The sequence below is a fragment of the Pseudomonas sp. CGJS7 genome, from assembly GCF_036961695.1.
Genome location: NZ_JBAMDI010000023.1, coordinates 1 through 13,580 on the forward strand (window position 1 = coordinate 1; position 13,580 = coordinate 13,580).

The 13,580-nt window shown below is 66.5% G+C and carries 8 protein-coding genes; 3 read left to right on the plus strand and 5 right to left on the minus strand.

All coding sequences use genetic code 11. The features are described 5' to 3' along the window. Positions 1-95 precede the first annotated feature (95 nt). Complete coding sequence (locus V7787_RS16000; protein WP_336088592.1) at positions 96-1,874, minus strand: peptide MFS transporter; 1,779 nt, start codon at positions 1,872-1,874, stop codon at positions 96-98. Positions 1,875-2,271: 397 nt separating this feature from the next. On the opposite strand from V7787_RS16000, the gene V7787_RS16005 reads away from it, so the two are divergent. From V7787_RS16005 to V7787_RS16015, 3 genes are all read left to right on the plus strand, one after another. Then, positions 2,272-4,218: an OPT family oligopeptide transporter gene (locus tag V7787_RS16005; RefSeq protein ID WP_336088593.1), complete on the plus strand. Its 1,947-nt coding sequence runs from the start codon at positions 2,272-2,274 to the stop codon at positions 4,216-4,218. Positions 4,219-4,350: 132 nt separating this feature from the next. Then, a complete protein-coding gene (locus tag V7787_RS16010; protein WP_336088594.1) occupies positions 4,351-6,432 on the plus strand; it encodes a S9 family peptidase in 2,082 nt (693 codons plus the stop codon). A gap of 702 nt (positions 6,433-7,134) precedes the next feature. Beyond that, the gene (locus V7787_RS16015) at positions 7,135-8,394 is read left to right on the plus strand and encodes a DUF819 family protein (RefSeq protein WP_336088595.1); all 1,260 of its coding nucleotides are present in this window, start codon (positions 7,135-7,137) and stop codon (positions 8,392-8,394) included. Positions 8,395-8,506: 112 nt separating this feature from the next. Here V7787_RS16015 and V7787_RS16020 read toward each other — a convergent pair whose 3' ends face one another. From V7787_RS16020 to V7787_RS16035, 4 genes are all read right to left on the minus strand, one after another. Then, positions 8,507-8,728: a YbdD/YjiX family protein gene (locus tag V7787_RS16020; RefSeq protein WP_336088596.1), complete on the minus strand. Its 222-nt coding sequence runs from the start codon at positions 8,726-8,728 to the stop codon at positions 8,507-8,509. 1 nt (position 8,729) lies between these two features. Next, positions 8,730-10,802 carry a carbon starvation CstA family protein gene (locus V7787_RS16025; RefSeq protein ID WP_336088597.1) on the minus strand — a complete coding sequence of 691 codons (2,073 nt, stop codon included), beginning with the start codon at positions 10,800-10,802 and terminating at the stop codon, positions 8,730-8,732. A gap of 352 nt (positions 10,803-11,154) precedes the next feature. After that, a complete protein-coding gene (locus tag V7787_RS16030; RefSeq protein WP_336088598.1) occupies positions 11,155-12,147 on the minus strand; it encodes a magnesium and cobalt transport protein CorA in 993 nt (330 codons plus the stop codon). Between the two features lie 39 nt (positions 12,148-12,186). Next, positions 12,187-13,476: a lipoprotein N-acyltransferase Lnb domain-containing protein gene (locus V7787_RS16035; RefSeq protein WP_336088599.1), complete on the minus strand. Its 1,290-nt coding sequence runs from the start codon at positions 13,474-13,476 to the stop codon at positions 12,187-12,189. Positions 13,477-13,580 lie beyond the last annotated feature (104 nt).

A 13,580-nucleotide genomic window follows, 5' to 3' on the forward strand; every position in this document is an offset into this window, starting at 1 on the left:
CCGCGAACTGTCCAGATCGCTTCGAAATCGCCACCCCAAAACGAACAACGGCGCCTGCACGGCGCCGTTGTTCGTTTCAGACCGAGCCAATGCGCTCACTTCACCCCGTGCATCCACCGCTTCAACCACGGCGACAGCAACAAGAACACCACGCCCGAGCCGATCCCGAGCCAAGTCAGCATCGAGAACAATTCGCCGTACTTGAGCGAAGCGGCGGCCATGTCGATCGCGCCGCCTTCGGGGATTTCGACCGAGGCGATCTTGGCCAACTGCGCCGCCAACACTTCCGAGAACGCGGTCGACAGCCAGAACGCGCCCATCATCAGCCCGACCACGCGCGCCACCGACAACTGCGTCACCGCCGACATGCCCAGCGGCGACAGGCACATCTCGCCGACTTCGAGCACGAAGTAAGCCAGCACCAGATACCACACGCTGGCCATCTCGCCGCCGCCGGACACCTTGGCCGCCGCGACCAGCGGCAGGAACGAAAGCCCGGCCAGAATCAGGCCCCAGGACATCGTCACCGGCTTGCTCGGGTTGCGCCCGCGCCGCGCCAGCCACGGCCACAGCCACGAGAACAGCGGCGCCAGCACCACCAGGAAGAACGGCCCCAGGTAGGTCAGCGAACCGGCGGTCTGCGGCACCAGCACCACGTCGTGGGCGGTGGCCGCGGCCAGGCCCAGTACCAGCAGCGCGACCAGGCCATTGGCCAGACCGGCGCGGCCGCGATCGCTGGCCATCAGCGCGGCGACCATCAGCAGCGGGCTGGCGGCCATCGAGAACAGCGACCACGGCAGCGGCGGCTTGTAGTCGGCGCCGACGGCCACGCCGAACATGTCCTTGGTCATCAGCCGGTCGTTGAAGGTCACCCACGAGCCGTAGGTCTGCTCGTACAGGGTGAAGAAGATCAGCACCGCCAGGATCAGCACCACCAGCGCCAGCATCTGCTCGCGCTGCTGTTTGCTGCACTGGCGGGCGATGAAGCCGAAGAACCAGATCAGGAACACCAGCAGCGTCGCCAGCATGATCCCGAGCGCGGCGGTGAAGCTGATATCGCCCAGTTGCAGGGTGACCTTGGAGGCGAACTGGATCGTGCCCCACAGCACCAGCACGCCGCCGGCGCTGCCCAGGTAAATCCAGGCCTCGCGCGAGAGGCCGTTGACCTTCTCGCGCAGGCTGGCCGGATCGGCGGGTTCGGCGTGGCCGCGCAGGTAGCGCTGGCCCCACAGGAACGTCGCCAGGCCGGCGACCATGCCGATGCCGGCGGCGCCGAAGCCGTACTTCCAGCCGTAGGTCTCGCCGAGGAAGGCGCAGATCAGCGAGGAGAACAGCGCGCCGACGTTGATGCCGGCATAGAACAGGGTGAAGCCCGAGTCGCGGCGCGGATCGTCTATCGCGTAGAGCTTGCCGACGATGGTGGAGATGTTGGGCTTGAGGAAACCGACGCCGGCGATGATCAGCGCCAACGACAGGTAGAACACCTGCATGGCGACTTCGTCGCGCACCACCTTGCCGTTGACCATCTGCGCGGCGTGGCCCTCGTAGGCCATGCCCAGATGGCCCAGCACCAGCAGCACCGCGCCCAGCACCACCGCCTTGCGCATGCCCAGATAGCGGTCGGCGATCAGGCCGCCGATCACCGGCACCGCGTAGACCAGGCCGCCGTACGCGCCGATCAGGTCGTAGCCGGCGTCGTCGCCGAACAGGTGGTACTTGAGCAGGTACAACAGCAGCAGCGCCTTCATCCCGTAGAAGGAGAAGCGCTCCCACATTTCGGTGAAGAAGCAGACGTACAGGCCCTTGGGGTGGCCGAGGAAGTCGTCCTCGGGCGGCGCGGCGGCCGGGAGCGGTGCGGTGCTGACTGCGGGCACGTGCGGATTCTCTTCGGTCCCTGGGATGGGCCGGGAGGCGGGAGTATAGGGCGCGGGGGTGGGGGCGGCCCTCATCCGGCCTGTCGGCCACCTTCTCAGCCTTGCACACCCTGCGGGCGCCGCAAGCGGGAGAAGGGCTCGCGCTTGGGCTCCCTCTCCCGCTTGCGGGAGAGGGCTGGGGTGAGGGCAGGCCAACTGCGTTTTCCCCTAATCCCTTGGAAATTCAGCCCCCGTCAGCCTCCTCGGCTGATTTGCCCAATCCCGCTTTTTGCCGCACTGCACTTTTACATGTGGGCGCGACGGATGCGATCATCGGCGGATTGCCTCGCCGCCAGCCCCGTCCGGCCGCGACCCGCATACGCCGCCGCACGCCCGATCAACCGCGATGGAGACGCCGATGGCCTCAGCCGCCAAGCAGCCCCAATTGACCTTCCGCGCCGTCCTGCTCTCCGTCGTTCTGGCGGTGATCCTGGCCGCCGCCAACGCTTACCTGGGCCTGTTCGCCGGCCTGACCATCGCCACCGCGATCCCGGCCGCGGTGATCTCCATGGCCGTGCTGCGCCTGCTCGGCGGCGGCACCATCCTGGAGAACAACATCGTCCAGACCGGCGCCTCGGCCGGCTCCTCGATCGCCGCCGGCGTGATCTTCACCATCCCCGCGCTGGTGATCCTGGGCTACTGGCAAGACTTCCGTTACTCGTGGGTGCTGGCCATCGCCGGCCTCGGCGGCCTGCTCGGCGTGCTGTTCTCGGTGCCGCTGCGCCGTTCGATGATCGTCGAAGACCCGCTGCCGTTCCCCGAAGGCAAGGCCGCGGCCGAAGTGCTCAAGGCCGGCGAGAACCCGGGCCCGGGCATGAAGATCCTCGGCCTGGCCGCGGGTATCGGCGCGGTGCTCAAGGTCGCCGCCGAAAGCGGCATGAAGCTGATCCCCGACAACGCGGTGATCTCCGGCTTCATGGGCAAGTACCTGGGCTACATGGGCACCAACCTGTCGCCGGCGCTGATCGGCGTGGGCTACATCGTCGGCCTCAACGTCGGCATCGTGGTGGTGTCCGGTTCGATCCTGTCGTGGCAGTTCGCGATTCCGATCTACCACATGTTCTTCCTCGACTCCGATCCGGGACTGGCGGCGAAGATCGCCGGCGCCGGCGCGGCCGACATCGGCGGCGCGATCTGGTCGGCCAAGGTGCGTTACCTCGGCGTCGGCACGATGTTGATCGGCGGCGTGTGGACGCTGTTCTCGCTGCGCAAGTCGCTGCTGTCGGGCGTCAAGAGCGGCCTGGCCGCGGCGCGCAAGAGCGCGTCGGTCGGCGAAGTCGCCGAGACCGACCGCGACCTGCCGATGAAGTGGATGCTGGTCGCGTTGGTCGGCTTCGTGCTGCCGTTGCTGCTGCTGTACCAGGCCATCGTCGGCAACTGGTTCGTCAGCGTGCCGATGACCATCATCATGATCGTCGCCGGCTTCCTGTTCGTGTCGGTGTCGGCGTACCTGGCCGGCCTGATCGGTTCGTCCAACAACCCGGTCTCGGGCATCACCATCTCCACCATCCTGTTCGCCTCGGCGGTGCTGGTGCTGATGCTGGGCCGCGACTCGCCCATCGGCGCGGTCGCCGCGATCATGATCGGCGCGGTGGTGTGCTGCGCGGCGGCGGTCGGCGGCGACAACCTGCAAGACCTCAAGGCCGGTTACATCGTCGGCGCCACGCCGTGGAAGCAGCAGCTGATGCTGGGCATCGGCGCGTTCTCCTGCGCGCTGATCATGGCGCCGGTGCTGAACCTGCTCGCCGCCGCTTACGGCATCGGCGCGCCGACGCCGGAGCATCCCAACTCGCTGGCCGCTCCGCAGGCCACCTTGATGGCCTCGGTGGCCAAGGGGTTGTTCGGCGGCGAACTGCCGTGGACGATGATCGGCATCGGCGCCGGCATCGGCGCGGTCATCATCGCCTTCGACGAATGGCTGAAGTCGCGCAAGGCCAAGTTCCGGGTGCCGGTGCTGGCCGCGGCGATCGGCATCTACCTGCCGCTGGAACTGATGGTGCCGATCTTCCTCGGCGGTCTGCTCTCGCACATCGTCGGCCGCCGTCGCGGCTTGACCGCGAACAGCAGCGAAGAGGAAAGCGACCGCGTGCACCGTCCGGGCACCTTGTTCGCCGCCGGCCTGATCACCGGCGAGGCGCTGATGGGTATCGCCATCGCCTTCCCGATCGTGATCACCAGCAATCGCAACGTGCTGGCGCTGCCGGAGAACTTCCACTTCGGCCCGCTGGTCGGTCTGGCGGTGTTGGCGGTGGTGGTGGCGGTGTTCTACCGCAGCACCAAGGGCGCTTCGACGCCGCAAGCTTAAGTTTTCGGCGACGGCCCGGCAGCGATGCCGGGCCGTTCGCTTTGGCCGTATCGGTCTTTCGCATTGGCGCGTCCGCGCGCAGTGCTTCAACGCGCCGGGCTCAACGCAACATCTAACGCACGAGGTTCGACCATGACACCCCGCCACAAACTCCTGCCGGTGGCCCTGATTCTGGCCTGCGCGTCCGCGCCGGCGTTCTCGCTTTCGCCGCCCGCGCCGCAGGGATTGCAGATCCGCGATCTGGCCAGCATGGACCGCTTCTCCTCGCCGACGCTGTCGCCGGACGGGCGCAAGCTGGTGTTCGCCAAGCGCGCGGTCGATTTCGCCGCCAACAAGTCGTCGACCTCGTTGTGGATCGAGGATCTGTTCGCCCGCGACGCAGCGCCGCCGCAGCGTTTCACCCCGGAAGGCTGGAACGTCAATTCGCCGGCGTTTTCGCCCGACGGCAAGACCGTGTACTTCCTCAGCAGCAAGGGCGGCAGCTCGCAGCTGTATGCGCTGCCGCTGAGCGGCGGCACCCCCAAGCAGATCACCGCGTTCGACGGCGACGTCGGCGGCTTCCAGATTTCGCCCAACGGCAAGCGCATCGCGTTCAACGCCGAGGCGTATGCCGAGTGCGCGGCGGACCTGGCTTGCAGCAAGAAGAAGCTCGATGCGGCCGAGAAGAACAAGGCCACCGGCAAGGTGTTCGACCGCATGTTCGTGCGCCACTGGGACGCGTGGAACGACGGCCGCTTGAACCGTTTGTTCGTGACCGAACTGCCGGCCGCGGGCAAGACCGCATCCACCGCCAAGCTGGTCAGCGGTGAGGTGATCGGCGACGTGCCCTCGCGTCCGTTCGGCGACAGCAGCGAATACACCTGGTCGCCCGACGGCCAGTCGCTGGTGTTCAGCGCGCGCAAGGCCGACGCCCAGGAACCGTGGTCGACCAACTTCGACCTGTATCTGGTCGGCGCCGACGGCGGCGCGGCCAAGAACCTGACCGCCGCCAATCCCGCCTGGGACACCGGCGCGGTGTTCGGCGCGGACGGCAAGACCCTGTACTACCGGGCGATGAAGCGTCCGGGCTTCGAGGCCGACCGCTTCGGCCTGATGGAGCTCGACCTGGCCAGCGGCAAGGCGCGCGAAATCGCTCCGGCCTGGGACCGTTCGGCGTCCAACATCGTGTTGTCGGCCGACGGCAAGACCATCTACACCACCACCGAAGACCTCGGCCAGCAGCCGTTGTTCGGCGTCGACATCGCCAGCGGCAAGGCCACCCGCCTGATCGCCGACGGCACCATCAATTCGCCGACGCTCGCCGGCAAGACCTTCGCCTTCACCCGCAACACGCTCAAGAGCGGCGACCAGATCTTCGTCGGCGGCCTGGACGGCGCGCCCGAGCGCGCGATCACCCCGAGCGCGGGCGAGCTGCTGCCCAACGTGCGTTTCGGCGACTTCGAACAGTTCGACTTCAAGGGCTGGAACGGCGACACCGTGCACGGCTATGTGGTCAAGCCGTGGAACTATCAGGAAGGCAAGACCTATCCGGTCGCGTTCCTGATCCACGGCGGCCCGCAGGGCAGCTTCGGCAACGGCTGGAGCTATCGCTGGAACCCGCAGACCTATGCCGGTCAGGGCTACGCGGTGGTGATGATCGACTTCCACGGCTCCACCGGTTACGGCCAGGCCTTCACCGACGCGATCAGCCAGCACTGGGGCGACCGCCCGCTGGAAGATTTGCAGAAGGGTTGGGCCGCGGCGCAGAAGAAGTATTCCTTCCTCAACGGCGACAAGGCCTGCGCGCTGGGCGCGTCGTACGGCGGCTTCATGGTCAACTGGATCGCCGGCAACTGGCAGCAGCCGTGGAAGTGCCTGGTCAGCCACGACGGCGTGTTCGACCAGCGGATGATGGGTTACGCCACCGAAGAACTGTGGTTCACCGAGTGGGAGCAGGGCGGCACGCCGTACGACAAGCCGGCCAACTACGAGAAGTTCAACCCGGTCAATCACGTCAAGGATTGGAAGGTGCCGATGCTGGTGATTCATGGCCAGCAGGACTTCCGCATTCCGGTCGAGCAGGGGTTGGGCGTGTTTACGGCGTTGCAGCGTCAGGGCATCGAGTCGAAGTTCCTGTACTTCCCCGATGAGAACCATTGGGTGCTCAAGCCGCAGAACAGCGTGCTGTGGCACGACACGGTCAATGGGTGGTTGAAGCAGCATATCGGCCAGTAAGCGGGCTGTTGCGATCGAAGCGGGCGCGGTCGAAGACCGCGCCCGTTTTGTTTCCCCCTCAGAAAACGCCCCATGCCGTTCCCCTCTTTGAAAAAGGGGGCTAGGGGGGATTTGCTTTTGCAGCACCCCGAGCAAATCCCCCGCGCGCCGATTGCAGCCTCGGCTTCGCACAACGCAACGCGCAGCCCCCTTTTTCAAAGGGGGCGTCTTTCTCCGCGCGCGATTGAATAGCCATGCCCGTGCTGTTCCCCCCTTTGAAAAAGGGGGGCTAGGGGGGATTTGCTTTTGCAGCACCCCGAGCAAATCCCCCACGCGCCGACTGCAACCTCGGCTTCGAACCACGCAACGCGCAGCCCCCTTTTTCAAAGGGGGCGTATTTTTCTGCGCGCGATGGAATAGCCATGCCCGTGCTGTTCCCCCCTTTGAAAAAGGGGGGCTAGGGGGGATTTGCTTCTGCAGCACCCCAAGCAAATCCCCCACGCGCCGACTGCAACCTCGGCTTCGAACCACGCAACGCGCAGCCCCCTTTTTCAAAGGGGGCGTCTTTCTCCGCGCGCGCTGAAAGGCAGCCGCGCCGCGCGCGACCTCGCGACAGGCAGACGACGGCTTCGCACCTGAACCCGCGCCCCCACACCGCCGGCCCTTGCCCACGCGCGCCGATCACAGTAAAAGCGAGAACGCCTTCGCCCAGTGGAACCCCGCATGCCCGACACCGCCCGCACGGCGCTCATCAGCAACGACATCGTCGTCCTCGGCCTGATCGCCGCCACCCTCGGTCTGGTGTTCTGGACCTCGTCGAAGCAGACCGGGTTCTGGAAGAAGTTCTACACCTTCGTGCCGGCGCTGCTGCTGTGCTATTTTCTGCCCGGCATCTACAACACCGTCGGCCTGGTCGACGGGCAGAACACCAAGCTCTACAACCCCGTCGCCAGCCGCGTGCTGCTGCCGGCGGCGCTGGTGCTGCTGACCTTGACCATCGACCTCAAGGGCGTGCTCAAGCTCGGCCCGAAACTGTTGCTGATGTACGCGGTCTCCTCGCTCAGCGTGATGCTCGGCGCCATCGTCGCGTTCGTGGCGATGCGCGCGTTCCATCCGGAAACCGTGGCCGGCGACACCTGGGGCGGCATGGCTGCGCTGGCCGGCAGCTGGATCGGCGGCGGCGCCAACATGCTGGCGATGAAGGAGATCTTCCAGGTCGATGCGACCACCTTCGGCCAGTTCGCGGTGGTCGATGTCGGCGTCGGTTACGTGTGGATGGCGGCGTTGATCTTCCTCGCCAGCCGCGCCAAGCAGATCGACGAACGCAGCGGCGCCGACACCCGCGGGATCGAGGAGCTCAAGCAACGGATCGAAAAATTCCAGGCCCAGCACCAGCGCGTGGCCAGCCTCAGCGATCTGGCGATGATCGTCGGCATCGCTTTCGGCGTGGTCGGACTGGCCCACGCGATCGCCGGTCCGGTGTCGGCGTGGTTCGCCGCCAACGTGTCGTGGGCGCGCACGGTGAGCCTGCACGAGCCGTTCTTCTGGGTGGTGGCGGTATCGACTTTCGCCGGACTGGCGCTGAGCTTCACCCGCGCGCGCGAGCTGGAAGGCGCGGGCGCGTCGAAGATCGGCAGCCTGCTGCTGTATTTCCTGATCGCCTGCATCGGCCTGCAGATGGACATCCTGGCCTTGCTCGACAAGCCGTGGCTGTTCGCGCTGGGGCTGATCTGGATCATCGTGCACATCCTGATCCTGTGGGGCGTCGGCCGCTTGCTGCGGGTGCCGTTCTTCTATTTCGCGATCGGCTCGCAAAGCAACATCGGCGGGCCGGCTTCGGCGCCGGTGGTGGCGTCGGCGTTCCATCCGTCGCTGGCGCCGGTGGGGGCGTTGCTCGGTACCTTGGGCTACGCCACCGGAACGGGCCTGGCGTACGTCGTCGGCATCACCTTGCGTTCTCTTGCAGGCGCATCGCCGGCCTGAAGCCCGACTGTAGGAGCGGCGCAGTGTTGCGGTCCGTCTTCGCCCGAACCAGATAAGAAAAGGGCCGCCTTCGGGCGGCCCTTTTGGTTTGCGGCGAGCGGTTACGCCGGTGTCAACAACACCCGATCCGCCCGCCGCCATACCGCGCCTGCTGGCGCTGGCGGAAGAACGTCGCGTAATCCGGAATCGGCCGCTCCGGATGCTTCTCCATCAGATGCCGGACGTAGTTGTCGTAGTCCGGCACCCCGCAACACAGCCGCGCGGTCTGCACCAGGCGGCGCCAGGTGCGTTTGTAGAGCTGATACTGGCTGGCGGGTACGAGTTCGGTGCCCATGTCACAGGTCCGCCATTTGGCTGGGGGTCAACGCCACGTACGGCGATTCGCGGTCGCTGCGTTGCGGATTCGCGCGCGCCTTCATCACCGCGCCGATCGAATAGATCAGCACGCTGAACACCACGAACAGGAACAACGCCGTCAGCCCGGTGTTGACGTAGCTGTTGACCATGATCTGCTGCATCTGATCGATGCTCTTGGCCGGCGCCACCACCTCGCCCTTGGCGATGGCCGCGCTGTACTTGTGCGCCTGCGCCAGGAAGCCCACCGCCGGGTTGCTGTCGAAGATCTTGATGAAACCGGCGGTGCTGGTGCAGATCAGCAGCCACGCCGCCGGGACGATGGTGACCCACGCATAGCGGTCGCGCTTCATCTTGAACAACGCCACCGTGCACAGCATCAGCGCGATGCCGGCGAGCATCTGGTTGGCGATGCCGAACAACGGCCACAAGGTGTTGATGCCGCCCAACGGATCGATCACGCCCTGGTACAGGAAGTAACCCCACAGCGCGACGCAACCGGCGGTGGCGATCAGGTTCGGTCCCCAGGCTTCGGTGCGGCGCAGCGACGGCACGAAGCTGCCGAGCAAGTCCTGCAGCATGAAACGGCCGGCGCGGGTGCCCGCATCGACCGCGGTCAGGATGAACAAGGCCTCGAACAGAATCGCGAAGTGATACCAGAACGCCATCGTGTTCTCGCCCGGCAACACGTTGTGCAGGATCTGGGCGATGCCCACCGCGAGCGTCGGCGCGCCGCCGGCGCGGGCCAGGATGGTGTGTTCGCCGATGTCCTTGGCGGTGGTCTCCAACACCTCCGGTGTGACCGCGAAGCCCCAACTGGAAATCGTCTGCGCCACCGCGTGCACGTCTGTGCCGACCAGCGCGGCCGGGCTGTTCATGGCGAAGTACACGCCCGGATCGATCACCGAGGCCGCCACCAGCGCCATGATCGCGACGAAGGATTCCATCAACATGCCGCCGTAGCCGATGTAGCGCATGTGCGATTCATTGGCCAGCAGCTTGGGCGTGGTGCCCGAGGAAATCAGCGCGTGGAAGCCCGAGACCGCGCCGCAGGCGATGGTGATGAACAAGAACGGGAACAGCCCGCCCTTCCACACCGGGCCGGTGCCGTCGGTGAATTGGGTCAGCGCCGGCATGCGCAGATCGGGCATGACGATGACGATGCCGATCGCCAGCGCGATGATGGTGCCGATCTTCAGGAAAGTGGACAGGTAATCGCGCGGCGCCAGCACCAGCCACACCGGCAGTACCGCGGCGACGAAGCCGTAGCCGATCAGCATCCAGGTGATCTGGGTGCCGGTGAAGGTGAAGCGCGGGCCCCACACCGGGTCGGCCGCGATCACGCCGCCGTACCAGATCGCCGCCAGCAGCAGGATCAGGCCGACCACCGAAATCTCGCCGATCTTGCCCGGGCGGATGTAGCGCATGTACACGCCCATCAGCACCGCGATCGGCAGGGTCGCCATCACCGTGAACATGCCCCAGGGGCTTTCCGCCAGCGCCTTGACCACGATCATCGCCAGCACCGCCAGGATGATGATCATGATCAGGAACGCGCCGAACAACGCGATGGTGCCGGGCACGCGGCCCATTTCCTCGCGCACCAGATCGCCGAGCGAACGGCCGTTGCGGCGGCTGGAGACGAACAGGACCATGAAATCCTGGACCGCCCCGGCCAGCACCACGCCGACGATCAGCCACAGCAGACCGGGCAGATAGCCCATCTGCGCGGCCAGCACCGGGCCGACCAGCGGACCGGCGCCGGCGATCGCGGCGAAGTGGTGGCCGAACAGCACGTGTTTATTGGTCGGCACATAGTCCAGACCGTCGTTGTTGATGACCGCGGGCGTGGCCCGGGTCGGATCGAGCTGCATCACCTTGTTGGCGATGAACAGGGAGTAGTAGCGGTACGCGACCAGATAGATCGACACCGCCGCGACCACGATCCACAACGCGTTGATGTGCTCGCCGCGCCGCAGCGCGATCGTGCCGAGGCAGAACGCCCCGAGTACTGCGAGGGCCGCCCAGCCCAGTTTGCCCAGACCACCTTTCATGACGACCCTCCCGGTTTTGACCACCGGAAGCGTCGCCCCTGCGGCCGGGCGGGTCAATGCGCAGCGCGGCAAACCGGCGGAAAACGGGTTGATACTTTGGTCTTAGGGGGCCGCCGCCGCGGGCCGTGGGCGATACGACCTCGGGAGCACGGGGGCGTGGTGACTGACCGTCGAACCGCGCATGCCTCGCCGCTGCGGTTTCGCGGTCGCAGCTCGCGCAGCTCCTACAGTCGGATACGCAACCACGATCCCGGCCGCAGCCGCTGTAGGAGCTGCGCAAGCTGCGACCGCGAAATCCGGCGTGCGGCGTAAACGCGAGGTCGCGAGCGCAACTCCTGCAACAGGCCGATCGCTAAAGCCACTTAGCCCGCTTGAACCCGATGTACAACACCACGCACGCGGTAATCACCACGCCGATCAACACCGCATAACTCCATTGCCCCGGCAACTCCGGCATGTGCACGAAGTTCATCCCGTACCAACTGGCGATCAAGGTCGGCGCGGCCAGCAGCGCCGCCCACGCGCCCAGGCGCTTGACCGTTTCGCCCTGACGCACGGTCACCAGCGACAGGTTCACGCTGGCCGCGGTGGTCAGCATTTCGCGCAAGGTGTCGGTGGTTTCGTTGATGCGCACGGCGTGATCGAGCACGTCGCGGAAATACAGTTGGATCTCTTCGTCGATCAGGCCGCCGCGCGAGCGCGCGAGTTGGCCGAGGATGTCCTGCAACGGCGACACCGCCATGCGCAGCCGGGTCAGCTCGCGCTTGAGGTCGTACAGCTCGCGCACCGTCTCGGTGTGGAAGTCTTCGGCGAAGATGTCCTTTTCCAGTTCGTTGAGCTCCTGGGTGAAGCCCTCGACGATCGGCATGAAGTTGTCGACCACGCTGTCGAGCACCGCGTACAGACCTGCACCCGGGCCGTGTTCGAGCAGATCCTTCTCGCGCTCCATGCGCGCGCGCGCGGCCTTGTAGCTGATCGAGGCGCCGTGACGCACGGTCACCAGATAACGCGGCCCGACGAACATATGGGTTTCGCCGAAGCGGATCCGGTTGTCGATCTTCTGCGCGGTGTGGATGGCGATGAACAGCGAGTTGCCGTAAGCCTCGATCTTCGGCCGCTGGTGCGCGTTGTGCGCGTCCTCGACCGCCAGATCGTGCAGGCAGAACTCTTCCTGCAGTTTGTCCAGGATGCCCTCGTCGGGCTCGTACAGGCCGACCCAGACGAAACTGCCGTCCTCGACCGCGAGCACGTCGCTGATCTGGTCCAGGGTGATGTCGCGGCGGGTGCCGTCGCGGCCGTAGGCCGCGCAATTGATGACGCATTGGGGTAGGGAAGGATCGTTCATGGCCGAATCCTGCCCCCGCGCGCGCGCAGGGGCAAGCGCTCAGGCCAGGCGCAGTCGGGCGGCTTTGCGGAAGCCGAACCACAGACCCACGTGGACCGGCAGCCACAGCGCGATCCAATGCGCGTTGCGCTGCGGATACACCGGCAGCCAATACAGGAACAACGCCGCCAGCGCGCCCAACGCCACCAGCCCGGTCAGCCACACGAACACCGGCCCGGTCTCGCGCCCGCGCAACGCGCGCCAGCCGCCGAACCACAGCAGCAGGCACAGCGGGTTGAACAGCAGCAGATTGCGGTTGGCCCAGCCGTAGCTGTGGCCGGTGCCGAACCACACATAGGCCAACAGCACGCCGATCACGCCGAGCAGGCCCCACAGCGGCAACGCCGCGATCGCCAGCACGCGCGGGCTGCGGTCGCCGATCCAGGCCAGCGCCGCGGCCAACGCCAGTCCGGCCAGCGCCCACGGCCACCACGGCAGCGGCGTGGCTTCCGGGTCCGGGCTGATCCGGTGCGGCAGCAACTCGCGCTCGGCCTGCACCAGCGGCCGGCCTTGGTCGGTCTTGACCTCGCGCAAGGCCGCGGCCAGGCGGTTGGGCACATACGACTCGGCCCACACCGGCACCGGCTTGTCCGACTCCGGCCCCAGCAGGATGTCGAGCGAGGCCCACATCCACAGATCGGGCTTGGACAGCCGCAGCGCCTCGCTGCGCAGGGTGTTGCCGTGCGAACGGCCTTCGCTCTGGCGCCGCAGCGCGCCGCCCAGGGTGCGGTCGATGGCGTCGCGCACGCGGGTGGCGCAGTTGTCGTCGAAGTACTGATAACGGTAGTAGGCGTTCTCGGGCAGGGCATTGACCCGCAGGGCCTCGGCCAACTGGGCGGCTTGCGCCTGCGTCAGGTCCAGCCACTGCACCGACACGCCGCGGCCTTCGTAGCCGTATTGGGCCATGTCCTGATCGAACGGCACCGCCAGCAGGCGATAGCGCATGTCGTTGCGGATGAAGCGCTGGATGAAATCGGGCTCGCTCGGGTCGAAGTAGCCGAAGTTGTACGAAGTCGCCTGGCCGGTGTCCTGGTCCAGCACCACCAGCGCGTCGTGGCCGAAGCGCGACCAGAATTCCTGGCCCGGTTGCATGGTGACCATGCCGATGCGCGGGTTTTTGGGAGTGGTGGCTGCGGCCGGCGATGGCGTCTGCATGGCCGCGGCGGCTTCTGTCGGAGCCGCCGTGGAAGTCTTATCGGCGGTCGGTTCCGTGCTGGCGTGGGCCAGGGATTGGATCAGCAGCAGGACAGCCAGGGCGTAGAGCCGGACGAAGCGGAAAGAAGAGGTCACGGGTGGCCGGATCCGACGGGGCGGGTGGCGGTCATTGTAAACAGCCGTGACGGCCGTGGTCGGGGCTAAGCTCTTCCCTTCTCCCGTTTACGGGAGAAGGTGCC

What these genes read in the sequence shown, in the direction of transcription:
- V7787_RS16005 (WP_336088593.1), top strand. Translation starts at nt 2,272, where the DNA reads ATGGCCTCAGCCGCCAAGCAGCCCCAATTGACCTTCCGCGCCGTCCTG.
- V7787_RS16010 (WP_336088594.1), top strand. Translation starts at nt 4,351, where the DNA reads ATGACACCCCGCCACAAACTCCTGCCGGTGGCCCTGATTCTGGCCTGC.
- V7787_RS16015 (WP_336088595.1), top strand. Translation starts at nt 7,135, where the DNA reads ATGCCCGACACCGCCCGCACGGCGCTCATCAGCAACGACATCGTCGTC.
- V7787_RS16020 (WP_336088596.1), bottom strand. Translation starts at nt 8,728, where the DNA reads ATGGGCACCGAACTCGTACCCGCCAGCCAGTATCAGCTCTACAAACGC.
- V7787_RS16025 (WP_336088597.1), bottom strand. Translation starts at nt 10,802, where the DNA reads ATGAAAGGTGGTCTGGGCAAACTGGGCTGGGCGGCCCTCGCAGTACTC.
- V7787_RS16030 (WP_336088598.1), bottom strand. Translation starts at nt 12,147, where the DNA reads ATGAACGATCCTTCCCTACCCCAATGCGTCATCAATTGCGCGGCCTAC.